Consider the following 23,652-nt stretch of genomic DNA (forward strand, 5'->3'; position numbering starts at 1 on the left):
TCCCCCATAGGCTGGGGCCATGCGGCTCAAGCCCGGCAGACCCGACCTGACCGATTACGCACGGTATTTCGACACCCCACCGGCCACGCCGCAGTCCGGCCTGCGGATCACCTGGGCCGGGGTGACCACACTGCTGGTCCACGACGGTTCGTCGGCCGTGCTGACCGACGGGTTCTTCTCCCGGCCACCACTGTTGACCGTCGGCCTGCGCCGGCTCGAACCATCCCTGCCACGCATCGACGGCTGCCTGGCCCGGCTCGGCGTCAAGCGACTCGACGCCGTGCTGCCCGTGCACACCCATTTCGACCACGCCATGGATTCCGCGGTGGTGGCCGACCGCACCGGGGCCACACTGGTCGGCGGATCCTCGGCGGCGCAGATCGGCCACGGGCATGGCCTCGCTCCGGACCGGGTCGTCACCGCGACCCCGGGCCGGGCACTGCCGCTCGGCGCATTCGACGTCACGCTCTTCGAATCGGAGCACTGCCCGCCCGACCGGTTCCCCGGCACCATCACCGAGCCCGTCGTGCCACCGGTGAAAGCGTCGGCCTACAAGTGTGGCGAGGCCTGGTCGATCCTGCTGCACCACCGCGCCACCGATCGCCGGATGCTGATCGTCGGCAGCGCCGGCGCCATTACCGGGGCGCTTGCCGGGCAACGCGCCGAGGTCGTGTATCTCGGTATCGGACAGCTCGGGCTGCAACCCGAGCGGTACCTGCTCGACTATTGGGCCGAGACCGTGCGGGCCGTCGGGGCCCGTCGGGTCGTGCTGATCCACTGGGACGACTTCTTCCGGCCATTGCACAAACCGTTGCGGGCGTTGCCGTATGCCGGTGACGATCTGGACGTCTCGATGCGGGTGCTGGCCCGCCTGGCCGCCGAGGACGGCGTCAGCCTGCACCTTCCGACCCTGTGGGAGCCTGCAGACCCGTGGGCCTAGCACTGTTTCTGCTGGCCGTCGTGCTGGTGTTCGCGCTCGCAAAGCCAGAAGGCTGGCCCGAGGCTGTCGTGGCGGTTCCGGCCGCCGGGCTGCTGATCGCGGTCGGCGTCATCTCGCCGCACGACGCCATGGCCGAGGTGAACCGGCTGCTACCGGTGGTCGGCTTTCTTGCCGCCGTGCTGGTGCTGGCGCATCTGTGCGACGACGAAGGCCTGTTCCACGCGGCAGGCACCCTCATGGCCCGGGCGAGCACAGGTGATCCGCGCCGCCTGCTGACCCGCGTGTTTCTCATCGGCGCCATCACCACGGCCGTGCTGAGCCTCGACGCGACCGTCGTGTTGCTCACCCCGGTGGTGCTGACCACGGCCCGCACGCTGGACATCACGCCGCGGCCGCACGCGTACGCCACGGCACACCTGGCCAACACCGCGTCGTTGGTGTTTCCCGTGTCCAACCTGACCAACCTGCTGGCCTTCGCGGTGGCCGGGCTGTCCTTCACTCAGTTCAGCGCGGTCATGGTGGCACCATGGCTGGCCGGTATCGCGGTCGAGTTCGTGGTATTGCGTTGGCTTTTCCGGCGTGAGCTGAGCCGCCCGGCCGCCGAGGTGACACCCCCGCCACCGGAAGTTCCGGTGTTCGTGCTCGCGGTGCTGGGTTTGACGCTGGCGGGTTTCGTGGTCACCTCGTTGTTCGACCTGTCGCCGGCGTGGGCCGCGCTGGCGGGCGCGCTCGTGCTCGGCGTCCGCAGCCTGCTGCAGCGGCGCAGCACGGTCGGCAGTATCGCCCGTGCCGTCAACGTTCCGTTCCTCGCGTTCGTGCTGTGCCTCGGCGTGGTGGTCGACGCCGTCGTCCACAACGGTCTCGGCGACGTCATGCGCGGGCTGCTGCCTGTCGGCGACTCACTTCCGGCGCTTCTGGGCTTCGCGGCGGTGGCGGCGGTACTGGCGAATCTGGTCAACAATCTGCCCGCCGTGCTGGTGCTGCTGCCACTGGTGGCGGCATCGGGGCCCGCTGCGGTGCTGGCCGTGCTGATCGGTGTCAACGTCGGGCCCAACCTCACCTACGTCGGATCACTGTCGAACCTGCTGTGGCGCAATGTTGTCAATCAACACGGGCTGACCGCTCGGTTCGCTGAATTCAGCCGGGTCGGCTTGTGGACGGTGCCGCTGACACTGGTGGCCGCTGTGCTCGCACTGTGGGCCGGGCTGCGCCTCGTCGGCCTCTGAGCGACACCGTTCACCTGCGCGTATGGCGCTGTTCGCGTTGACCCGGTAGCACGGCAGGGGTGAGCGACAACGTCGGCGTCAGCCGCCGCAAACTTCTGCTGGTGGGTGGCACCACCGCGCTGCTCGGCGCCGGGGCCGGCGGCGCAGCCACCGAACTGCTGCGGCCGAAGGCCACCGGCCCGGATTTGTGGCCGCGCATCGACCGCAGCGGTGCACCCCCGGTTTCCGGGGTACACCTGCAGTTCGGCGCCGACGCCGCCACCGAGGTGGCGGTGTCATGGCACACGACCGCCGCGGTGAACAATCCCCGGGTCACGTTCGGCACACCTGCGGGCGGACTCGGAGACACCGTCCCCGCCGACACCGTCACCTACCGAGATGCGCAGTCCGGCACCGAAGTCCGGGTACACCATGCCCGGATGACGGGGTTGCTGCCCGACACCGACTACGTGTACGCCGCCGTTCACGACGGCGCCAGCCCCGAACTGGGCAGCGTGCACACCGCGCCACGAGGGCGAGCGGCGTTGCGTTTCACGAGCTTCGGTGATCAGTCCACGCCGACGCTCGACGCGATGGTGGCCAACGCGTTCGGCAGCGACAACCGTGGTTCGCCTGCCGCGGGCGACATCACCGCGGCCGTCGAACAGACCGCGCCGTTGTTCAATCTCGTCAACGGCGATCTGTGCTACGCCAACCTGTCCGGCAACCGGATCCGCACCTGGTCCGACTGGTTCGACAACAACTCCCGCTCAGCGCGGCACCGGCCGTGGATGCCCGCGGCGGGCAACCACGAGAACGAGCTGGGCAACGGCCCGATCGGATTCGGCGCCTACCAAACCTATTTCGCGCTGCCCGATTCCGGATCTGACGCCGAGCTGCGCGGCCTGTGGTACGCATTCACCGCGGGCGCGGTTCGGGTGATCAGCCTCAACAACGACGACGTGTGTTATCAGGACGGCGGCAACTCCTATGTGCACGGCTACTCCGGCGGTGCCCAGAGGCGTTGGCTCGAAGGCGAATTGGAGCGCACCAGCACCGATCCCGCGATCGACTGGGTGGTGGTGTGCATGCACCAGACGGCCGTGTCGACCGGCCACAAGACCAACGGCGCCGATCTGGGCATCAGGCAGAACTGGCTGCCGCTGTTCGACCGCTACGGCGTGGACCTGGTGGTGTGCGGGCACGAACACCACTACGAACGGACACATCCCATCCGCGGCACCCTACCGACCGACACCCTGACGCCAGCCGTAACCGACCACGGCACAGTGCATCTGGTGATCGGCGGGGGCGGCACGTCGATACCGTCCAACCGGATGCTCTTCGACGAACCCCGCTGTCAGGTGCTCATGGGCGTCGACGGCGTCGACCCCGCGCTCAAGAAACGGACACCACGCTATGTCGAGGAACCGGCGGCGTGGTCGGCCTTCCGGGACCGCGACAACCCGTACGGGTTCGTCATGTTCGACGTCGACCCCGGCCAGCCTGGCGGCGAAACATCAATCGAGGCAACCTATTTCGCGATAACAGGACCGCTGGGCACGATGACGCCGGTGGACCGGTTCAGCCTGAGCAAGCCGCGCCGGGCCTGAGGCGATCAGCCGCGGCGCTGCCGGGCGATCTCGGCCAGCACCACGCCGGCGGCCACCGAGGCGTTCAGCGACTCCGTCGGCCCCGCCATCGGTATCGACACCACCGCATCGCAGGTCTCCCGCACCAACCGGGACAGGCCCTTACCCTCGGAGCCCACCACCACGACCATCGGCCCGGTACCGTCCAGCTGGTCCAGCGTGGTGTCGCCACCGGCGTCCAGACCCACCACCTGCAGGCCGGCGCCGGCCCAACTCGTCAGGGTGCGAGTGAGATTCGTGGCCCGCGCCACCTTGAGCCGGGCCGCCGCACCGGCGCTGGTCCGCCAGGCCACCGCCGTCACCGACGCCGAGCGCCGCTGCGGGATGACCACACCGTGCCCGCCGAACGCGGACACCGACCGCACGATCGCGCCGAGGTTGCGGGGGTCGGAGATGTTGTCGAGCGCCACCAGCAGTGCGGGCGAGCCCTCGTCCCTCGCCGTCGCCAACAGATCGTCGGGATGGGCATAGCGGTACGGCGGGACCTGCAGGGCCAAACCCTGATGCAGCCCATTGGAACTCATGCGGTCCAGGTCGGTGCGGGGCACCTCAAGGATCGAGATACCGCGGTCGGCGGCGATCTGCACCGACTCGGTCAGCCGCTCGTCGGCCTCGGTGCCCAGCGCGATGAACAGCGCGGTGGCCGGGACTTTCGCGCGCAGGCATTCCACGACCGGGTTGCGGCCGAGCACCAGCTCGGTGTCATCGGTCTTCTTGTGCCTGCCCTGCTGCTGACGGGCCGCCTTCGCGGCTTTCTTGGCGGCGGGATGGTTGGGCCGCATATGGGCGGGCGGCGTCGCCCCGCGACCCTCGAGGCCGCGCCTGCGCACTCCGCCGGAGCCGACGGTCGGGCCCTTCTTCGTGCCTGCCTTGCGGATGGCCCCGCGCCGCTGTGAATTGCCGGCCATTATCTATCCCGTCGCTTCGCTCGCCCCGGCACTACTTCGTCCCGTTCAACAAGGACCACTGGGGTCCGTCGGCGGTATCGGTGACCTCGATACCGGCCTCCTTCAACCGATCCCGGATCGCGTCGGCGGCCGCCCAGTCCCGCCGTTCACGCGCCTCGGCCCGGCTCGTCAAGGCCCACTGCACCAGAACGTCGACGGCAGCCAGCGCGGCCGACGTCTCGTCGCGCGACTCCCAGCGCTCATCGAGCGGATCGCAGCCCAGGATGCCCGTCATCGCCCGGATGGACCGAGCCTGCGCCATCGCACCGTCGTGGTCGCCCGTGTCCAGCGCCCGGTTGCCCTCGGCGCGTGCGGCGTGCACCTCGGCGAGCGCGATCGGCACCGAAAGATCGTCGTCGAGCGCGGCGGCGAATTTCGGCGTCCACTCGCCGACGGTGACCTCGCCGACCCGGTTGTGCACGCGGTGCAGGAAATCCTCGATGCCGCTGTAGGCCTTGACCGCGTCCTGCAGGGCGGTCTCGGAGAATTCGAGCATGGACCGGTAGTGCGCGCTGCCCAGGTAGTAGCGCAGCTCGGCGGCCCGAACCCGTTGCAGCACAGCGGGAATCGACAGAACGTTGCCGAGCGACTTGCTCATCTTCTCGCCACCCATGGTGACCCAGCCGTTGTGCAGCCAGTACCGCGCGAAACCGTCACCGGCGGCGTTGGCCTGCGCGATCTCGTTCTCGTGGTGCGGGAACACCAGATCCATGCCGCCGGCGTGGATGTCGAACTCGGCGCCGAGATAGGCCTCGCACATCGCGACGCACTCGGTGTGCCAGCCGGGCCTGCCCCGACCGAACGGTGTCGGCCAGGACGGCTCACCGGGTTTGGCGCCCTTCCACAACGTGAAGTCACGCTGATCACGCTTGCCGGTGGCGGCGCCCTCACCCTGATGGACGTCGTCGATGCGGTGGCCGGACAGCTTGCCGTAGTCCGGCAGGCTCAACACGTCGAAGTACACGTCGCCGTCGGCGGCATAGGCATGACCCTTGTCGACCAGCCGCTCGATGAGCTCGACCATCTGCGTGATGTGTCCGGTGGCCCGCGGCTCGGCCGACGGTGGCAGCACGCCCAGCGCGTCGTAGGCAGCGGAGAACGCCCGCTCGAACGTCGCGGCCCACTCCCACCATGGCCGGCCCGCGTCGGCGGCCTTGTTGAGGATCTTGTCGTCGATGTCGGTGACGTTGCGGATGAACGCGACGTCGTAGCCCTTGGCGGTCAGCCAGCGACGCAGCACGTCGAAGGCGACGCCGCTGCGGACGTGCCCGATGTGGGGCAGGCCCTGCACCGTGGCACCGCACAGGTAGATGGAGGCGTGCCCGGGGCGCAACGGCACGAAATCACGTACGGCACCAGCCATGGTGTCGTACAGCCGCAGTCCGGCACGATCGGTCACGACCGGCCAGCTTACCGGCCTAATCGCCCTCAACCACCAACGCGGTGGCAATGGCCGCCAATCCCTCTCCGCGGCCGGTCAGGCCGAGACCGTCTGTGGTGGTCGCCGAAACCGACACGGGCGCTCCCACCAGCTCGCTCAGCAGGCGCTGGGCCTCGTCGCGGCGGGGCCCGATCTTGGGTCGGTTGCCGATGACCTGCACGGCCGCATTGCCCACCGTGAACCCGGCCTCGGCCAGCAAACCGCGAACGTGCCGAAGCATGTCGGCGCCGCTGACGCCGCGCCACTGTGGCTGGTCGGTGCCGAAGACACCGCCGATGTCGCCGAGACCGGCGGCGCTGAGCAGCGCGTCGCACAACGCGTGGGCCGCGACGTCGCCGTCGGAATGCCCGGCGCAGCCGTCGGCGCCGTCGAATAGCAGCCCCAGCAGCCAGCAGGGCCGCCCGGACTCGACGGGATGGACGTCGGTGCCGAGACCGATCCGTGGAATCGTCACGACGCGCCGCTGCGTGCCAGCAGGGCCTCGGCCAGCAGCAGGTCCATGGGAGTGGTGATCTTGAATGCCATCGGGTCGCCGTCGACGACCTGTACCGGCGTGCCGCTCTGCTCGACGAGCGAGGCGTCGTCGGTGACCACCCCGGACCCTGCACGCTGATACGCACGCCGCAGCACGTCGGTGTGAAAGCCCTGAGGTGTCTGGACGGCACGCAGACCGGCCCGTTCCGGTGTCCCGAGCACCGCACCGTTGGCGTCGACGGCCTTGATGGTGTCGGACAGCGGCAGGCCCGGGACGACGGCGCTGTGCCCGGCCTCGAGAGCCCGCACGACACGGACGATCAGCGCGGCCGGGGTCAGAGCCCTGGCCGCGTCGTGGACCAATACGAATTCGGCGTCGCCCGTGGCCTGCAGGGCCAGCCGGACCGACTCGGTACGGTCGGCACCGCCCGCAACGATGTCGGTTGCGCCACCGAAGATCAGCTTGGCCTCATCGGTCAGTGCGGGCGGCACCGCGACGACGACGGCGTCGATGACGCCCGACGCACGCAAACCGTCGAGAGCGTGTTCCAGCAACGGCCTACCGGCCAATTTGACGAAGGCCTTCGGCCTACCCGCGCGCAGCCGCTCACCCGAGCCGGCGGCCGGGACGACGGCTACCGTTGTCACTACGCGTCAGGACGCGGCGGCCAGAACCTCGTCGAGCATGGTCTCGGCCTTGGCGTCATCGGTGTTCTCCGCCAACGCGAGTTCGCCGACCAGGATCTGCCGGGCCTTGGCCAGCATCCGCTTCTCGCCCGCGGACAGGCCGCGTTCCTGATCCCGGCGCCACAGGTCGCGGACGACCTCGGCGACCTTGTTGACATCCCCCGAAGCAAGCTTCTCCAGATTGGCCTTGTAGCGGCGCGACCAGTTGGTCGGCTCCTCGGTGTGCGGCGCACGCAGCACCTGGAACACCTTGTCAAGGCCTTCCTGCCCGACTACGTCACGCACGCCGACGTATTCGGCATTTTCTGCAGGTACTCGAACGGTCAGGTCCCCCTGGGCGACCTTCAGGACGAGATATTCTTTCTGCTCGCCTTTGATGGTTCGGGTTTCGATCGCCTCGATCAACGCAGCACCGTGGTGTGGATAGACAACGGTGTCTCCGACCTTAAAAATCATCTGATTCGAGCCCCTTTCGCCCCCCTATCCTAACACGGGCCTTGATCACACGCCGATCAACAGTGCAGGTCAGGGGCACCGCAGGTGAAGAGTAGGGGTTGACAGGGTGACGAAATCGTGCAACCAAACAGCCGCTGCCACACCCGATTCGGCCGATCTCAACCCTCGCCGTTCCGCGCGCAACCCCGACCTACTACTCTGCATAGTCGAAGTAGGGCGACCCAATTCAGGAGGCTTGAGTGAACCGCTTCACATTGCGCGCCTCGGTCGGCATGGCCGCATGCGGCCTGGCCGCCGCAGTCGCACTCACCGGATGTGGCGCCGGGCAGGTCTCCCAGACGTCCACCCAGGAGCCCGCGGTCAACGGCGTCAACGCCCAGGCCGGACCGGTCTCGCTGCGCAACGTCCACCTGCGGGCCCCGCAGGAGACCGACTATGTGCAGCCGGGATCTCCCGCCGAGTTGCTGTTCGTCGCCGCCAACACCTCGGCCGACAACAACAACAAGCTGAAGTCGATCACCTCCGACATCGGTGACGTGGCACTGACCGGTGACACCACGGTGCCCGCCAACGGCGTGCTGGTGGTCGGTGAGCCCGACGGGCAGATCGCGCCGCTGGAGAAGGTCGAGGCTGCCGACGCCGTCACCGCCAAGGTGACGCTGAACAAGCAGATCACCAACGGCCTGCTGTACAACTTCACGTTCAACTTCGAGAACGGCCAGACCACCGTGGCGGTCCCGATCTCGGCAGGCGACGCACAGCGCCGCGACAAGACCGGGGACTCGGACCAGGCCGCGAGCGAATCAGGCGAACACCACTAGGTTTTCGCCGCGGCGGACCCGATGGATGTCGGTGCCGGCCGCTAGGGTCACTGCGTGGCCGGTTCGAAAGCACGTTCGCAATACCGGTGCTCGGAATGCGCGCATGTCACCCCGAAATGGGTGGGACGCTGCGCCAACTGCGGCACTTGGGGCACCGTCGACGAGGTGGCCACGCTGTCCGCGATCGGTGGTGCGGCCCGTCGGTCGGTAGCCCCGGCGTCCCCCGCCGTTCCGATCACGGCGATCGACCCTGGCGCGACACGGCACTGCCCCACCGGGGTGAGCGAGCTCGACCGGGTACTCGGCGGCGGCCTCGTCGCGGGGTCGGTGACACTGCTCGCCGGTGACCCTGGGGTCGGGAAATCCACGCTTCTGCTCGAGGTCGCCAACCGCTGGGCCCACGAGGGCCGCCGGGTGCTCTACGTGTCCGGCGAGGAATCCGCAGGCCAGATCCGGCTGCGCGCCGAGCGCACCGGCTGCACCCACGACGAGATGTTCCTGGCATCCGAGTCCGATCTGCAGATCGCGCTGGGCCACATCGACCAGGTACGCCCCAGCCTCGTGATCGTCGACTCGGTGCAGACCATGTCCACCACCGAGGCGGACGGCGTGACGGGTGGCGTGACACAGGTGCGGGCGGTGACCACGGCGCTGACGGGCTACGCGAAATCCACCGCCCAGGGCCATTCGGTGGCGCTCATCCTGGTCGGCCACGTCACCAAGGACGGTGCCATCGCGGGGCCGCGGTCACTGGAGCATCTGGTCGACGTCGTGCTGCACTTCGAGGGTGACCGTGCGTCGGCACTGCGGATGGTGCGCGGGGTCAAGAACCGGTTCGGCGCCGCCGACGAGGTCGGGTGTTTCCTGATGCACGACAACGGAATCGAATGCGTCAGCGATCCGTCCGGGCTGTTCCTCGACCAACGCACAGCACCCGTTGCGGGCACCGCCGTGACCGTCACGCTCGACGGCAAGCGCCCGATGATCGGCGAGGTGCAGGCGCTGTGGAACCCGACGGACGCGCCGGCACGACGAACGGTCAGCGGTATCGATTCGGCGCGCGCCGCGATGATCAGCGCCGTGCTGGAACGGCACAGCGGCCTGCCGCTGGCGCGCAGCGACCTGTACGTGGCGACTGTCGGGGGTATGCGACTCACCGATCCATCGGCGGATCTGGCGGTCGCGATGGCCATCATGTCGTCCTGCTACCAGTTGCCGTTGCCGATGGACCTCGTCGCCATCGGCGAGGTGGGGCTGGCAGGTGATCTGCGCCGGGTCAGCGGGCTGGAACGCAGGCTGGCAGAGGCCGCCCGGCTGGGCTTCAACACCGCGGTGGTGCCACCCGGGATCACGGACACGCCAGCCGGGATGCGGGTGATCGCGTCGGACAACATCGCAACCGCATTGCGGGCGGTCAGGGAGATCGCGGAGAATAACGGCCGATCCTAGGAGGACCGATGGCCGTTAAGACCGGTGGCAGAGCCGGCCGCAACGTGGTGCACCTGGCCCGACCGACCCTGCGCGAGACCTTGGGCCGGTTGGCGCCAGGGACCCCGCTTCGCGACGGGCTGGAACGCATCCTGCGCGGCAAGACGGGCGCGCTGATCGTGCTGGGTTACGACGAGAGCGTCGAGGCCATCTGTGACGGCGGTTTCGAGCTCGACATCCGCTACGCGCCGACCCGGCTGCGTGAGCTGTCGAAGATGGACGGCGCGGTGGTGCTGTCCAGCGACGCGAGCCACATCCTGCGGGCCAACGTGCAGTTGGTGCCCGATCCGTCGATCCCGACCGACGAGTCCGGCACGCGGCACCGCTCGGCCGAACGCACCGCGATCCAGACCGGCTATCCGGTGGTGTCGGTGAGCCACTCGATGAGCATCGTGACGGTCTACGTGGCCGGGGAACGGCACGTCGTCCCCGACTCGGCGACCATCCTGTCGCGGGCCAACCAGACCGTCGCCACCCTGGAGCGCTACAAGGGCAGGCTCGACGAGGTGAGCAAGCAGCTCTCGACTGCCGAGATCGAGGACTTCGTGACATTGCGCGACGTCATGACGGTCGTGCAGCGCCTGGAGATGGTGCGCCGCATCAGCCTGGAGATCGACGCCGACGTCGTCGAACTCGGTACCGACGGCCGCCAGCTCAAACTGCAGCTCGACGAGCTCGTCGGCGACAACGAAACGGCCCGCGAACTGATCGTGCGGGACTACCACGCCAACCCAGAGCCTCCGACGGCCGCACAGGTCAGCGCGACCCTGGAAGATCTGGACGCCCTCACCGACAACGAGCTGCTCGACTTCACCACGCTGGCACGGGTCTTCGGCTATCCGACCACTGCCGAGGCGCAGGACTCGGCGATGAGCTCGCGGGGATACCGGGCCATGGCCGGCATCCCGCGCTTGCAGTTCGCCCACGTCGACCTACTGGTCCGCTCGTTCGGCTCGCTACAGGGGCTGCTGGCCGCCAGCGCCGACGACCTGCAGTCGGTCGAGGGCATCGGGTCCATGTGGGCCCGGCACATCCGGGAAGGGCTCTCCCTGCTGGCCGAGTCGACGATCGCCGACCGGCTGGCCTGACGGGCTCAGTTGCCCGGTGCGGGTGCTGGAGCGGCCGGGGCGCCCTCGGCAGGCGGCGGTGCGGGCTGCTGCGCAGGCGCGAGGATGAACGGCACGGGCGCCGATCTGAGGTTGCCCAGTTGCACCATCAGGTTGTAGGTGCCGGGACCGATCGGCTGCCGAGGCAGCGGGCACTGGGGCGCCGAGCTCATCCCGGTCCAGGTCACCTCGGTGGTCACCTGCTCGCCCGGGTTGAAGGTCTTGACCAGCGTTTCGTTCGACGGCGCGCAGTCCAGGTTGGACCACAGCCGAGTGTTGTCCAGCGAGTACACATAGGCGGCCAGCACGGCGGCACCGACGTCACGCTTGCAGGCCACCAGGCCGATGTTGGTGACGACCATGGTGAACTTCGGCTGATCGCCGACGACGTACTGCGGTTGGCTGGTGATGCCCTTGACGGCCAGCGTCGAATCCGGGCAGTCGTCACCCTCCTTGAGCACCGGCGGCGGCGTCACCGCCGCGGTGGGGGTTGGCGTCGGCGGCGGAGCGTGCTGCGCCGGGGGCACCACCGGGGTCTTGACCTCGGGGTTCTCGCCCGGCAGCGGAGTCGGCGCGGCAGCGGTCGGCGTTGGTGTCGACTGTTGGGCGGACTTGGATTCGGCGCCTGAGCTGTTGCTCACCACGACCGCGATGATCGCGACGACCACCGCAACGACGACCACCCCGATCCCGATCGCCAGCACTCGGCGCCGCCGGTAAATCTCCGCGGGCAGGGGGCCCCGTGGTTCCAGATCCAACACGACCTTCACGGTAAGCCCAGGTCATCCCCAGTTGCCCGAGGCGGCCCGGCGTGTCGCGGTCAGGCGTGACCGATATCGCCCACGTGATGGCGCAACTCGACCCGGCCGTCGGACAGGTGGTAGGTCGCGCCGACGATGGCCTGGGTGCCCGCCGCGATGCCCTGGGCGATGGCCGCTGAGCGCATCTGCAGCTGGTTGACCGTTTCCTTGACGTGATGGGCCTCGAACTCGTCGACCCGCTCGAGCCCGGCGTGGCGACCCATGAGGATCGACGGCGTCACCCGCTCGACGATGTCGCGCACGTAACCGCCCGGCACCTGTCCGTCGTCAAGCGCGTTGATGGCGGCCTGGACCGCACCGCAGCTGTCGTGCCCCAGCACCACGATCAGCGGCACGCCCAGGATCGAGACGGCGTACTCGATCGAGCCGAGCACCGCGTTGTCGATCACGTGGCCCGCCGTGCGCACGACGAACATATCGCCCAGACCCTGGTCGAACAGCAACTCGGCGGCGACACGGCTGTCGCCACACCCGAACACCACCGCGGTGGGTTTCTGACCTTGGGTCAGTCTGGCGCGCCGCGCGATGTCCTGGCTCGGATGCTGCGGCTCGCCGGCAACGAAGCGCGCGTTACCGTCCTTGAGTGCCTTCCACGCCGACACCGGATTCGAATTGGGCATGGCGATCAGCCTATCGCCCTGGACGCCTGATGCCCTGATGAGCATTGATTCCGACGAGCTGACCAGCTGGTACCGGGAATTCCAGCGCGATCTCCCGTGGCGTAGGCCCGGCGTCACCGCCTGGCAGATCCTGGTCAGCGAGTTCATGTTGCAGCAGACGCCGGTGTCGCGGGTCGAGCCGATCTGGCTGGACTGGGTCGCGCGGTGGCCCACGCCGTCGGCGACAGCGGCGGCCGGGGTCGGCGAGGTCCTGCGGGCGTGGGGCAAGCTCGGATACCCGCGCCGGGCCAAGCGTCTGCACGAGTGCGCCGTCACGATCGCCGCCGAGCACGGTGACGTCGTGCCCGCCGACGTCGAGACCCTGCTGACCCTGCCGGGTGTCGGGGCATACACCGCACGGGCCGTCGCGTGTTTCGCGTACGCGGCCAGGGTGCCTGTGGTGGACACCAACGTGCGCCGGGTGGTGGCGCGCGCGGTGCACGGCCGGGCCGATTCGCCGGCCAGCGTGCGCGACCTCGACGACGTGGCGGCGCTGCTGCCGGCCTCCGATGCGGCGCCGGTGTTCTCGGCCGCGCTGATGGAACTGGGTGCGACGGTGTGCACCTCACGGACCCCGCGGTGCGGCATCTGCCCGCTGAGTTCGTGTCTGTGGCGCACAGCGGGCTACCCGGCGCCAACCGGCCCGGCCCGCAAGGTGCAGCGCTACGCGGGAACCGACCGCCAGGTCCGCGGCAGGCTACTGGATGTCCTGCGCACCAACAGTTTTCCCGTCGCCAGGGCGCAGCTCGACGTGGCCTGGCTCAGCGACACCGCTCAGCGTGACCGGGCGCTGGACTCGCTGCTGGTCGACGGGCTGGTGGAACAGACCCCCGACGGCCGGTTCGCGCTGGCCGGCGAGGGCGAAAATACATGAGGATGGCCTGAATACCCGCCGCACGGCCCTATGACGCCGCTTCGGCACATACAACGGAGTCATGACGAAGCTGACGTTACTGCTCTGTACCACAACGGCTCTCGCGTTGGGTGTGGCAGCCCCCGCGGCGGCCGCGCCCAGCGGCACCGGATCGGCAGCGGACACCGTGCGCGAGTTACAGGGACGCGGTTACCACGTCCAGGTCAATTCCAATGCCAACACCAGCCTTTCGCTGTGCAAGGTGACGGGTGTGCACGGCCTGGCCGACTCCAACATCGACGACTCCGGACACCGCATCGACCCGTCGCAGCACACCACCGTGTACGTGAACGTGTCGTGCCAGCCCGACGGTTAGGCCGTGGCCACGGCTTCGCCGTCGTCGCAGACGGATTGCCCTGTGCCGCAAGCGAACCTGCGACGGTAGTCCGATGGCGTCACCCCGATGACGCGGCGGAAGTGGTGCCGTAGCAACGTCGCGGTGCCGAACCCGGCCTGCCCTGCGATCCAGTCGATGTCGAGGTCGGTCTCCTCGAGCAGCCTGCGTGCGTAGAGCACCCGCTGATCGGTGATCCACTGCATCGGAGTGGTGCCGGTCTCCTCGACGAAGCGTCGCGCGAAGGTCCGCGTCGACATCGCCGCCCGCTTGGCCAGGGTGCCGACGGTGTGCGGCTTGTCCAGGTTGCCGATGATCCAATCCAGGTGTGGGGCAAAGCCATCCGAACATCGCACCGGGATGGGCTGGTCGATGAACTGCCGCTGCCCGCCGTCACGCTGCGGCGGGACCACCATCCGGCGGGCGATCTTGTTGGTGACCTCGCTGCCGAGCTCGCGGCGCACCAGGTGCAGGCACGCGTCGATACCCGCGGCGGTGCCCGCGCTGGTGATCAGGTTGCCGTCGTCCACGAACAGCACGTTGCGGTCGACGCGCGCAGTCGGATACATCCGGGCCAGCTCGTCGGCGTGCATCCAGTGCGTGGTGCAGGGCCGTCCGTCGAGCAATCCAGCCGCGCCTGCCAGGAAGGCTCCGGAGCACACGGTCAGGATGATCGACCCGGCGTCTGCGGCGGCGCGCACTGCGGCCAGCGCTTCGGGCAGGTAATCGGTGCCGGTGATCGCAGGGATGGCCACCAGGTCCGCACCGATCAGGGCATCGAGACCGTGGTCGGGCGTAAGCGTGGCACCGATGGAGGTCCGCACCGGCTTACCCGGCTCGGGGCCGCACACCTTGAAGTCGAAGTTGGGCACCCCGTCGGCCGAACGGTCGATCCCGAAAACCTCACAGATCACCCCGAACTCGAAAACCGCGAGGCCGTCGAGCACCAGCGCGGAAACGCTTCTGATCATGGCAGTATCTTACCGAAAGGTGTCAGTGCAGCCACTTGTTGGCGGGATATTGACCTAACGAGAATTACTGCCATGACCTACGCACTCGCCCTTCTGATCATGGCCTCGCCGTTCCTGGTTGCTGCAGCCCTGAGCTGGGCAGCGCACCGCAGCGGCATCCTGCGGATCCACCTGGACCAGTTCCGGACCTATGCACCGCTGGCAGGTTGGCTGGCCGATTACGACGCGAATCGGGCCGAGCACGATCTCGACGCCGTCCGTACCCGGTTTGAGCAGAACCCGGCGTGGCCGACCGCAGGCGCCCTAGGCGAGCGACGCTAGAAACTTCTCCACGGCGTCGCGGTAGACCTGCGGCTGCTCGTCATGTATCAGGTGGCCCGCCTCGGGAACATGCAGATACGTTGTCCGGTAACCGATCTCGGCCATCGTCCGCATCTGCCCCGGCGGGGCCACCGAAGTCCCCGCCTCCAGCAGCAGCGTCGGCACCCGCACCGCGCGCCACTGCTGCCAGTAATCCCTCGTCCCCCACTCGGCGGCGATGTCCAGCCACCACTGCGGCCTGCCGTGCAATCGCCAGCCGGTGGCGGTGCGGTCGAACGCCTCCAGGAAGTAACGGCCGGCGACCGGACCGAACTCCTGGTAAACCTCCTGCGCCGAACCGTATTCGACCGGCAACGCATGCACCCACGGCTCCCACGGCCCGGTGGTGCGCCCGAGAAAATCCGGCGCCATGTCCTCGACCACAACCGCCGTCACCAACTCCGGCCGGGCCGCGGCCAGGCACCACGAATGCAGCCCGCCCATCGAATGACCGATCAGTCGCGCCGGCTCATCCAGTTCCGCGACCGCGTCAGCCAGGTCCTCGACGAACCGCTCGGTGCTGATGGGGAACGGGTCGGGCACATCGCGGCCGCGGTGCCACGGCGCGTCGTAGGTGTACACCGCACCCAATTCGGTCAGCCACGGGAGTTGACGGGTCCACGTGCTGCCGCGGCCCATCAGTCCGTGCACCAGCACGATGGGCGCACCGTGACCACCGTGGTGGGCGAGGAGTTCTGTGACCATGCCGTTATCTTGCCGCGCGGTCGCGGTAGCCTGATTCCCATGCCCGTCGTGAAGATCAACGCCATCGAGGTCCCGCCCAACGCAGGCCCGGAGCTGGAGAAGCGGTTCGCGCACCGTGCACATGCCGTCGACAACCAGCCGGGGTTCCTGGGGTTTCAGCTGCTGCGTCCGGTCAAGGGTGAGAGCCGCTACTTCGTCGTGACGCAGTGGGAAACCGAAGAGGCGTTCCAGGCGTGGGCACAGGGCCCGGCCGTCGAGGCCCACAAGGGTGAACACAAGAACCCCGTGGCAACCGGGGCGTCGCTGCTGGAGTTCGAGGTTGTGTTGGACGTTGCGGGGCCCGGCGCTCAGGCATAGCCGGAGCGGGGTGGCACGGCGGACGATAAGCCTGACGGCTGTCGTCGCGCTCGCCGCTGCCCTGGCTTCCGGTTGTTCGCAGGGTGCCGCACCGGCGGCAGAGATCTCCTACGGCGCCCACATCGACACCAACACCCCTCCCGGGCTGCGCGCCAAGCAGACCATGGACATGCTGAACTCCGACTGGCCCATCGGCCCGGTCGGAGTGCGCACCCTCGCCAGCCCCGAGAAGGTCGACGACGTCGGCACCAAGATGGACCGGATCTGGTGGGACCGCCCATTCCGGGTGTCCTCGGTGGACATCGGCGCGGGCCAGGCCACGCTGCACGTGTTGACGTCCTACAACGTCGCACAGGACATCGAGCTGCGCACCAACGACGCCGGGCTGGTCGACCGGTTCGACGTCAACCTCGTCCCGCCGGTGATCAATTCCTGGTCGGACATCGACACCGAGCTGACCAAGTCGGGCGCGCGGTACTCCTACCAGGTCGCCAAGGTCACCAACGGCAAGTGCGAAAAAGTCGCCGGGACCAACACCGACTTGTCGTTGCCGCTGGCCTCGATCTTCAAACTCTATGTGCTGCTTGCCGTCTCCGATGCGATCAAGGCCGGGACGGTGCACTGGGACGATCTGCTGACCATCACCAAAGAGGGCAAGAAACTCGGTTCGGCAGGGCTGGACAAGATGCCACCGGGCGCCCAGATCACCGTGCGGACCGCCGCCCAGCAGATGATCTCGGCGAGCGACAACATGGCCACCGACCTGTTGATCGGGCGGGTGGGCACCGGCGCGGTGGAACGCGCACTGGTCACCGGCGGCCACCACGACCCTGCCAGCATGACGCCGTTCCCGACCATGCACGAAGTGTTCTCGGTCGGCTGGGGTGAGCCGAACCTGCGCGAGCAGTGGAAGCAGGCGTCCCCCAAGGACCGCGTCCAACTGCTGCAGCAGACCAATTCCCGCCCCTACGAACCGGATCCGATGCGCACGCACACGCCGGCGTCCAACGACGGCCTGGAATGGTTCGCCAGCGCAGAGGACATCTGCCGCGTGCACGCCGCGTTGCAGGCCTCGGCCGTCGGCGAGGCAGCCCCCGTCAAGCAGATCCTTTCGGCACTGCCCGGCATCGACCTCGACCCGGCGAAATGGACCTATGTCGGCGCCAAGGGCGGCAACCTGCCCGGTGACCTGACCTACAGCTGGTACGCCGTGGACCACACCGGGCAACCCTGGGTGGTGAGCTTCCAGTTGAACTGGCAGCAGTTCCGCAGCCCCACGGCCGCGGGCTGGCTGTGGTCGATCGCCAAACGGGCCTTCGCGATGGCGCCCATCGGCTGACTCAGTTGCTGCGCAGCGTCCAAGCATGGCCGCGGAAGTGCAGCACCGTGCGGCTCACCGGCGCAATGTCGATGCGCCAGAACGATTTCGGTGGGGCATCCAAAGCAACCAGGACGGCCGCGCGGACGACCGCCGGGTGCGTGACCGCCACGAGCCTGCCGCGCTCGGCGGTCACCGTGTCCATCCACCGCCGCACGCGTGCGATCAGCTCCACGACGGTTTCCCCGCCGTGCGGCGCCTTTCCCGGATCGGTGAGCCAGATGGCCAGGTCGGCCGGGCGCACCCCGGAAAGCACGTCGCCGCGCCAGAGTCCGCAGTCCAGATCGGCCAGCAGCGGCTCGACCGTGGCGCGCAGGCCGAGCAGCTCGGCGGTCTGGCGGGTCCGCTTCTCCGGGCCGCAGTAGGCCCGGTCCACCGGGCCGAGCTCTATCGACGCATCCACCTGACGGTGCCCGAGGGAATTGAGTGGTTCGTCGATGGGGAACCGTCCGGCTGCCACGGCATCGGTCATGGCATGCGACACCAGCGACAGCCGGACGACTTCACTCACGCGGTCAGATGGCCCTGCTGCACGCGCCTGCCCTCGACGAGCCGGGTCGCGAGTACACCGAACACCAATCCGATCGTCGCCCAGATGACCACCTGCGTGCCGAGCGAATACAGCCGGAACGCGTAGAGGTCTTCGGGTGGGAAGCCGGACGGCGTCTCGTGGATGGCAGGCAGCACCAGCATCACGAGGCCAACCGCGACGATGTAGGCCGCGGCCCCGGCCAGCGCCGCGTTCCAGGCACCGAGCTTGGGCGCCAGCTGACTACCGAGGTAGACCGCCGCGACCATCAACAGCGCCGACAAGGCGACCATGAGCAGGTAGAGCAGCCCGCGCTGGGTGATGGTTTCCTCCAAGCTGGTCGCCGGAGGATTGGGCGCGTATTTGAGGGCAGGCACCACCCACAGGGCGATCAACATCGCGCCCGCGATCAACGCCGACAACGCGCGCACAGACAGGCCGTTGACGCGGTTGTACGCCACGCAGAACACCACAGCGAACAGTGCGCCCATGGCGACCGCGAAGGCCAGCACGCCGAACCCCATGCCGATGTTGGACTGCACGCCGCGGGTGAACAGCTCGACGCTTTCACCGTGGCTGTGGCCGTGGCCGGTCGCGGCTTCCATCGCCTCATGTGCGGCCGACTGACGTTCCTCGAACTCGATGGCGCGGCCGATGATCGGTTCGAGGAAGACCTTGGCCCAGACGAAGGCGAGCACCCCGGCGAGGGCGCCGGCGAGAACGCCGCGCCCGATGATGTGTTTTTCCATGTTTGCTTGCGCCGCCGGCGAATCAGTGGCAGGGGAAGCCAAGCAGGTGCCGGGCGTCGTGGACGAACTCGTGGATGTACATGTTGTCGCCGAAGACCGAGGTGGCCCCCTGGTCGACGCCTACGAAGTAGAGCACGACGAGCGCCAGGAATGCCGTGAGGCTGAGCCACAGCACAGCCTTGGTTGCCGAGAGGTCGAGTGCGGGCGCGTGGCTCTTACGTGCCTCGGGAGAAGTCATCAGGGGGTCCTTTCTGGGAGTTCGCGTCCCAGTGGCAGCTGTGACGGGCTCAGGGTCTGACTGTGTACAGTGGCGCGACCGTTCTGGATTCTCACCAGATTCCTTCGTCCGTCGTTTACAGGTGCATCGTAAACCTGTGAATCTCCCGTGTCAGCCGCCGTACCCGAGTTGCTGTGCGGTGTACTTGGCGGCGTCGGTGACCGGCACGGCCTGCACGGCAGTGCCGTAGGCGCAGATCTCGGTCCAGGTGTCGCCGATCTCGGTGGTGTCGAAGCGCATCGCGACGATCGCGTTGCCGCCCCGGGCGCGGGCCTCGTTCATCAGCCGGCCCATCGCCTCGTTGCGGCTTTCGGCGAGGTTCTTGGTCATTCCCTGCAGCTCGCCGCCGAACATGCTCTTGAACCCGGCGCCCATCTGCGAGAAGGCGTTTCGGGACCGCACTGTCAGCCCGAAGACCTCGCCGCAGACCCGCTGAATTTCCCAGCCCGGAATGTCGTTGGTGGTGACGATCAGCATGGTAGAGCCCTTCCTTGGTGGGTGAAGATGTGTGACAACGCAAATACCGGTCGGTGAATCCCGTTGCTATGCACTGCCTGTGACATACCTGGACCACATAATCACGCCGTGAATCAACTCTTTCGCCGTGTTCGCGTGTTTGCAGCAGCCCTGACTGTAGTGATGCCGTTCCTGTCGATGCCGACGGCAACGGCCGACCCGCCGCAAGGCGGCGCGCACATCACCGGCATCGAGCACGTCAACGATCGCTGGGACAAGGTTTCGGTGTACTCACCCGCCATGAACCAGGTGATCGTCAACGACGTGTTCAAGGCCCCACGCTCGGGTGCGCCGACGTTCTACCTTCTGCCCGGTATCGACGGTGGCGACAACCTCGACCCGGGCGGCAACTTCGCACCCGGTGCCAAGAGTTGGTTCGGAATGACCGACATCCAAGGTTTCTTCGCCAACAAGAACGTCAACGTCGTGTCCCCGCTCGGTGGGCAGTTCAGCTGGTGGACCGACTGGGTCAACGACGGCAGCAAGCAGTACCAGACCTACATGACCCGTGAACTGCCGCCGGTGATCAACGCGCAGTACAACACGAACGGGCGCAACGCGGTCGGCGGACTGTCGAGCACCGGCGGCACCGCCGTCGACTACGCCGTCCAGGCCCCCGGGCTGTTCCGGGCGGTCGGCTCCTACAGCGGTCTGCTCAACCCCTCCGATAACGCCCAGCAAGTCTCACTGACCTTGATGGGTGGCGGGCTCAGCGCGGACAACATGTGGGGCCCGGCCGGTGGTCCGCTGTGGGTCGCGCACGATCCCACCAAGAACGTCGGGAAGCTGAAAGGCACCGCCGTCTACGCGGCAGCCTCGACCAGTGGTGGCGAAGGCGCCGTCGACCGGCTGCCAGAGGGCTTCGGACCCAATGTCACCGGCGGGCTGATCGAGCGCATCGTCTCCGACAGCACCCGGGCATTTGCCGACGCCGCGGCGGCCGCCGGGGTTCCGGTGCACTACGTCGCCCGCCCGGAGGGCTCGCACACGTGGGGCCTTTTCGAGTCGGAGATGCAGGAGTCCTGGAACACCACCATCGGGCCCGCCCTGGGCAGTTAGCCCACAACAACAAAAATGCCCCCACCGAGGTGGGGGCATTTTTGTTGGCGCTTATTCCGCAGTGACTGCGGCCTTGGCCAAGTCGGGACCATCCTGGCTGGCGCTCTTCGGCTTGCCCACGAAGGTGAACTTCGCGTCCTCGCCGGCACCTTCGCCGTCCCAGCCCTCGACGTCGACCGTGACGAGCTGCCCGGGACCGACCTCGTCGAACAGGATCTTCTCCGAGAGCTGGTCCTCGATCTCGCGCTGGATGGTGCGGCGCAGCGGCCGAGCACCCAGCACCGGATCGAAGCCACGCTTGGCCAGCAGGGCCTTGGCCTTCGGCGTCAGCTCCATGGCCATGTCCTTGGTCTTGAGCTGGTTGCCGACCCGGCTGATCATCAGGTCGACCATCTTGATGATCTCGTCCTGCGTCAGCTGGTGGAACACGATGATGTCGTCGATACGGTTGAGGAACTCAGGCCGGAAGTGCTTCTTGAGCTCGTCGTTGACCTTCTGCTTCATCCGCTCGTAGTTGTTCTCACCGCCGCCCTGCGTGAAGCCCAGGCCGACCGCCTTGCTGATGTCCGACGTGCCGAGGTTCGACGTGAAGATCAGCACGGTGTTCTTGAAGTCGACCGTGCGACCCTGACCGTCGGTGAGGCGGCCGTCCTCAAGGACCTGCAACAGGCTGTTGTAGATCTCCTGGTGGGCCTTCTCGATCTCGTCGAACAGCACGACGCTGAACGGCTTGCGGCGCACCTTCTCGGTGAGCTGGCCGCCCTCTTCGTAGCCGACGTATCCGGGGGGAGCGCCGAACAGCCGCGACGCGGTGAAGCGGTCGTGGAACTCGCCCATGTCGATCTGGATGAGCGCGTCGTCCTCGCCGAACAGGAAGTTGGCCAGCGCCTTGGACAGCTCGGTCTTACCGACACCGGACGGGCCGGCGAAGATGAACGAGCCGGACGGACGCTTCGGGTCCTTCAGGCCGGCACGGGTGCGGCGGATGGCCTTGGAGACGGCCTTGACGGCGTCCTCCTGGCCGATGATCCGCTTGTGCAGCTCGTCCTCCATGCGCAGCAGCCGAGTGGTCTCCTCCTCGGTCAGCTTGAACACGGGGATACCGGTCCAGTTGCCGAGCACCTCGGCGATCTGCTCGTCGTCGACCTCCGCGACGACGTCGAGATCACCCGAGCGCCACTGCTTTTCCCGCTCGGCACGCTGGGCCACCAGCTGCTTCTCGGAATCGCGCAGCCGCGCGGCCTTCTCGAAGTCCTGCGCGTCGATCGCCGATTCCTTCTCCCGGCGGGCGTCGGCGATCTTCTCGTCGAACTCGCGCAGGTCTGGCGGAGCGGTCATCCGGCGGATGCGCATCCGGGCGCCTGCCTCGTCGATCAGGTCGATGGCCTTGTCCGGCAGGAACCGGTCGTTGATGTACCGGTCGGCCAGGGTCGCGGCAGCCACCATCGCGCTGTCGGTGATGGAGACGCGGTGGTGCGCCTCGTAGCGGTCGCGCAGCCCCTTGAGGATCTCGATGGTGTGCTCGACCGTCGGCTCGCCGACCTGCACGGGCTGGAAGCGGCGCTCCAGCGCGGCGTCCTTCTCGATGTACTTGCGGTACTCGTCGAGGGTGGTCGCACCGATGGTCTGCAGCTCACCACGGGCCAGCTTCGGCTTCAGGATCGAAGCGGCGTCGATGGCGCCCTCGGCGGCACCCGCACCGACCAGCGTGTGCAGCTCATCGATGAACAGGATGATGTCGCCGCGGGTGTTGATCTCCTTGAGCACCTTCTTGAGGCGTTCCTCGAAGTCACCGCGGTAGCGGCTGCCCGCGACCAGCGAACCCAGGTCGAGGGTGTAGAGCTGCTTGTCCTTGAGCGTCTCGGGGACCTCGCCGTGCACGATGGCCTGGGCCAGGCCCTCGACGACGGCGGTCTTGCCGACGCCGGGCTCGCCGATCAGCACCGGGTTGTTCTTGGTGCGACGGCTCAGCACCTGCATGACCCGCTCGATTTCCTTCTCGCGGCCGATGACCGGATCGAGCTTGCCTTCCATGGCGGCGGCGGTCAGGTTGCGGCCGAACTGGTCGAGCACCAGCGACGTCGAGGGGTTGCCCGACTCGCCTCCGCGACCACCGGTGCCCGCCTCGGCGGCCTCCTTGCCCTGGTACCCGCTGAGCAGCTGGATGACCTGCTGGCGCACCCGGGTCAGTTCCGCACCGAGCTTCACCAGCACCTGGGCCGCGACGCCCTCACCCTCACGGATCAGGCCGAGCAGGATGTGCTCGGTGCCGATGTAGTTGTGGCCGAGCTGCAGCGCCTCGCGCAGGCTCAGCTCAAGCACCTTCTTGGCGCGTGGGGTGAACGGGATGTGGCCGGACGGCGCCTGCTGCCCCTGGCCGATGATCTCCTCGACCTGGCTGCGAACACCTTCCAGCGAGATACCCAGCGATTCCAGCGACTTGGCGGCGACGCCTTCGCCTTCGTGAATGAGGCCCAAGAGGATGTGCTCGGTGCCGATGTAGTTGTGGTTGAGCATCCGGGCTTCTTCTTGCGCCAGGACGACGACCCTGCGGGCACGGTCGGTGAATCTCTCAAACATCGGTGGTTACCTGCTCTCCGTCGCATAGCGGTACTGACGCGCAGCACTCCGCACGTAGTACATGCCGTCCACTCTAGTGGGCGGCAGCTTCGGGTGCGGAGCTTGGTTGCGCGTTTACCCCGTGTACCCGATGCTGCAGACGATCAACGCCGCTGGTGCACGAAACGTTTCCGCAAATGGGCACCGAAAGGTTCGCCGCTAGCGAAAACACGGACCGGCGGTGACCG

General features: G+C 67.8%; 26 protein-coding genes. 12 read left to right on the forward strand and 14 right to left on the reverse strand.

Going from position 1 to position 23,652, the window contains the following annotated elements:
- Positions 1-19 precede the first annotated feature (19 nt).
- Genes BST13_RS20315 through BST13_RS20325 form a run of 3 tightly spaced genes read left to right on the forward strand, consistent with a single transcriptional unit; the run spans position 20 to position 3,758 of the window.
- Positions 20-940, forward strand: a complete 921-nt coding sequence (locus BST13_RS20315) for an MBL fold metallo-hydrolase (protein ID WP_083165820.1) — start codon at positions 20-22, stop codon at positions 938-940.
- The gene (locus tag BST13_RS20320) at positions 931-2,166 is read left to right on the forward strand and encodes an SLC13 family permease (RefSeq protein ID WP_083165821.1); all 1,236 of its coding nucleotides are present in this window, start codon (positions 931-933) and stop codon (positions 2,164-2,166) included. Before BST13_RS20315 ends, BST13_RS20320 begins: the two co-directional genes overlap by 10 nt.
- Positions 2,167-2,225: 59 nt before the next feature.
- Positions 2,226-3,758, forward strand: a complete 1,533-nt coding sequence (locus BST13_RS20325; protein WP_083165822.1) for a purple acid phosphatase family protein — start codon at positions 2,226-2,228, stop codon at positions 3,756-3,758.
- 5 nt (positions 3,759-3,763) lie between these two features.
- On the opposite strand, the gene rlmB is transcribed toward BST13_RS20325, so the two are convergent.
- Genes rlmB through carD form a run of 5 tightly spaced genes read right to left on the reverse strand, consistent with a single transcriptional unit; the run spans position 3,764 to position 7,802 of the window.
- Complete coding sequence (gene rlmB / locus BST13_RS20330; protein WP_083165823.1) at positions 3,764-4,705, reverse strand: 23S rRNA (guanosine(2251)-2'-O)-methyltransferase RlmB; 942 nt, start codon at positions 4,703-4,705, stop codon at positions 3,764-3,766.
- 31 nt (positions 4,706-4,736) lie between these two features.
- Entirely contained in the window at positions 4,737-6,143 is a 1,407-nt protein-coding gene (gene cysS / locus BST13_RS20335) for a cysteine--tRNA ligase (protein WP_083165824.1), read from the reverse strand.
- A 19-nt stretch (positions 6,144-6,162) separates the two neighbouring features.
- A complete protein-coding gene (gene ispF / locus BST13_RS20340; RefSeq protein ID WP_083165825.1) occupies positions 6,163-6,639 on the reverse strand; it encodes a 2-C-methyl-D-erythritol 2,4-cyclodiphosphate synthase in 477 nt (158 codons plus the stop codon).
- Positions 6,636-7,307 (reverse strand): 2-C-methyl-D-erythritol 4-phosphate cytidylyltransferase, encoded by a 672-nt coding sequence (gene ispD / locus BST13_RS20345; protein ID WP_083165826.1) that lies wholly within the window; start codon positions 7,305-7,307, stop codon positions 6,636-6,638. Before ispD ends, ispF begins: the two co-directional genes overlap by 4 nt.
- 6 nt (positions 7,308-7,313) lie before the next feature.
- A complete protein-coding gene (gene carD / locus BST13_RS20350; RefSeq protein ID WP_029369378.1) occupies positions 7,314-7,802 on the reverse strand; it encodes an RNA polymerase-binding transcription factor CarD in 489 nt (162 codons plus the stop codon).
- Positions 7,803-8,041: 239 nt separating this feature from the next.
- On the opposite strand from carD, the gene BST13_RS20355 reads away from it, so the two are divergent.
- The 3 genes from BST13_RS20355 to disA are packed head-to-tail and all read left to right on the forward strand — an operon-like array spanning position 8,042 to position 11,199.
- On the forward strand, positions 8,042-8,623 hold the full coding sequence (locus BST13_RS20355) for a copper chaperone PCu(A)C domain-containing protein (protein ID WP_083165827.1): 582 nt from the start codon (positions 8,042-8,044) through the stop codon (positions 8,621-8,623).
- 54 nt (positions 8,624-8,677) lie between these two features.
- Positions 8,678-10,072: a DNA repair protein RadA gene (gene radA / locus BST13_RS20360; protein ID WP_083165828.1), complete on the forward strand. Its 1,395-nt coding sequence runs from the start codon at positions 8,678-8,680 to the stop codon at positions 10,070-10,072.
- A 47-nt stretch (positions 10,073-10,119) separates the two neighbouring features.
- Complete coding sequence (gene disA, locus BST13_RS20365; RefSeq protein ID WP_211296135.1) at positions 10,120-11,199, forward strand: DNA integrity scanning diadenylate cyclase DisA; 1,080 nt, start codon at positions 10,120-10,122, stop codon at positions 11,197-11,199.
- Positions 11,200-11,204: 5 nt separating this feature from the next.
- On the opposite strand, the gene BST13_RS20370 is transcribed toward disA, so the two are convergent.
- A complete protein-coding gene (locus BST13_RS20370; protein WP_211296131.1) occupies positions 11,205-11,978 on the reverse strand; it encodes a hypothetical protein in 774 nt (257 codons plus the stop codon).
- Positions 11,979-12,037: 59 nt separating this feature from the next.
- Positions 12,038-12,658 carry a carbonic anhydrase gene (locus tag BST13_RS20375; protein WP_083165831.1) on the reverse strand — a complete coding sequence of 207 codons (621 nt, stop codon included), beginning with the start codon at positions 12,656-12,658 and terminating at the stop codon, positions 12,038-12,040.
- A gap of 37 nt (positions 12,659-12,695) precedes the next feature.
- Here BST13_RS20375 and BST13_RS20380 point away from each other — a divergent pair, with 37 nt between their 5' ends.
- Both BST13_RS20380 and BST13_RS20385 read left to right on the forward strand, forming a co-directional pair.
- Positions 12,696-13,571, forward strand: coding sequence for an HhH-GPD family protein (locus BST13_RS20380; protein ID WP_083165866.1), 876 nt, complete (start codon positions 12,696-12,698; stop codon positions 13,569-13,571).
- A gap of 61 nt (positions 13,572-13,632) precedes the next feature.
- A complete protein-coding gene (locus BST13_RS20385) occupies positions 13,633-13,926 on the forward strand; it encodes a hypothetical protein (RefSeq protein ID WP_083165832.1) in 294 nt (97 codons plus the stop codon).
- Here BST13_RS20385 and BST13_RS20390 read toward each other — a convergent pair.
- Positions 13,923-14,915, reverse strand: coding sequence for a GlxA family transcriptional regulator (locus BST13_RS20390; RefSeq protein WP_083165833.1), 993 nt, complete (start codon positions 14,913-14,915; stop codon positions 13,923-13,925). The two genes, BST13_RS20385 and BST13_RS20390, sit on opposite strands and share 4 nt — an antisense overlap.
- A gap of 72 nt (positions 14,916-14,987) precedes the next feature.
- Between BST13_RS20390 and BST13_RS20395 the strand changes: the two genes are divergently transcribed.
- Positions 14,988-15,236: a hypothetical protein gene (locus BST13_RS20395; protein WP_029369368.1), complete on the forward strand. Its 249-nt coding sequence runs from the start codon at positions 14,988-14,990 to the stop codon at positions 15,234-15,236.
- Here BST13_RS20395 and BST13_RS20400 read toward each other — a convergent pair.
- A complete protein-coding gene (locus BST13_RS20400; RefSeq protein ID WP_083165834.1) occupies positions 15,219-15,980 on the reverse strand; it encodes an alpha/beta fold hydrolase in 762 nt (253 codons plus the stop codon). The two genes, BST13_RS20395 and BST13_RS20400, sit on opposite strands and share 18 nt — an antisense overlap.
- A 39-nt stretch (positions 15,981-16,019) precedes the next feature.
- On the opposite strand from BST13_RS20400, the gene mhuD reads away from it, so the two are divergent.
- On the forward strand, positions 16,020-16,337 hold the full coding sequence (gene mhuD, locus BST13_RS20405) for a mycobilin-forming heme oxygenase MhuD (RefSeq protein WP_083165835.1): 318 nt from the start codon (positions 16,020-16,022) through the stop codon (positions 16,335-16,337).
- Positions 16,312-17,676 (forward strand): serine hydrolase, encoded by a 1,365-nt coding sequence (locus BST13_RS20410; RefSeq protein WP_425437030.1) that lies wholly within the window; start codon positions 16,312-16,314, stop codon positions 17,674-17,676. The genes mhuD and BST13_RS20410 overlap by 26 nt, the downstream gene beginning before the upstream one ends.
- A gap of 1 nt (position 17,677) precedes the next feature.
- Here the strand turns inward: BST13_RS20410 and BST13_RS20415 are convergent, their stop codons facing one another.
- The 4 genes from BST13_RS20415 to BST13_RS20430 form a co-directional block, all read right to left on the reverse strand.
- On the reverse strand, positions 17,678-18,226 hold the full coding sequence (locus BST13_RS20415; protein ID WP_083165837.1) for a histidine phosphatase family protein: 549 nt from the start codon (positions 18,224-18,226) through the stop codon (positions 17,678-17,680).
- Positions 18,223-18,993: a CbtA family protein gene (locus tag BST13_RS20420; RefSeq protein WP_083165838.1), complete on the reverse strand. Its 771-nt coding sequence runs from the start codon at positions 18,991-18,993 to the stop codon at positions 18,223-18,225. The genes BST13_RS20415 and BST13_RS20420 overlap by 4 nt, the downstream gene beginning before the upstream one ends.
- 22 nt (positions 18,994-19,015) lie before the next feature.
- On the reverse strand, positions 19,016-19,231 hold the full coding sequence (locus BST13_RS20425; RefSeq protein WP_029369362.1) for a CbtB domain-containing protein: 216 nt from the start codon (positions 19,229-19,231) through the stop codon (positions 19,016-19,018).
- 150 nt (positions 19,232-19,381) lie between these two features.
- Positions 19,382-19,747 (reverse strand): YbjQ family protein, encoded by a 366-nt coding sequence (locus tag BST13_RS20430; RefSeq protein ID WP_083165839.1) that lies wholly within the window; start codon positions 19,745-19,747, stop codon positions 19,382-19,384.
- Between the two features lie 135 nt (positions 19,748-19,882).
- Between BST13_RS20430 and BST13_RS20435 the strand changes: the two genes are divergently transcribed.
- Complete coding sequence (locus BST13_RS20435) at positions 19,883-20,845, forward strand: alpha/beta hydrolase (RefSeq protein ID WP_142282815.1); 963 nt, start codon at positions 19,883-19,885, stop codon at positions 20,843-20,845.
- Between the two features lie 51 nt (positions 20,846-20,896).
- Here the strand turns inward: BST13_RS20435 and clpC1 are convergent, their stop codons facing one another.
- Positions 20,897-23,425: an ATP-dependent protease ATP-binding subunit ClpC gene (gene clpC1 / locus BST13_RS20440; protein ID WP_083165841.1), complete on the reverse strand. Its 2,529-nt coding sequence runs from the start codon at positions 23,423-23,425 to the stop codon at positions 20,897-20,899.
- Positions 23,426-23,652 lie beyond the last annotated feature (227 nt).

The sequence above is a fragment of the Mycobacterium aquaticum genome (genome assembly GCF_002086485.1).
GTDB classification, from domain to species: Bacteria; Actinomycetota; Actinomycetes; order Mycobacteriales; family Mycobacteriaceae; genus Mycobacterium; species Mycobacterium aquaticum.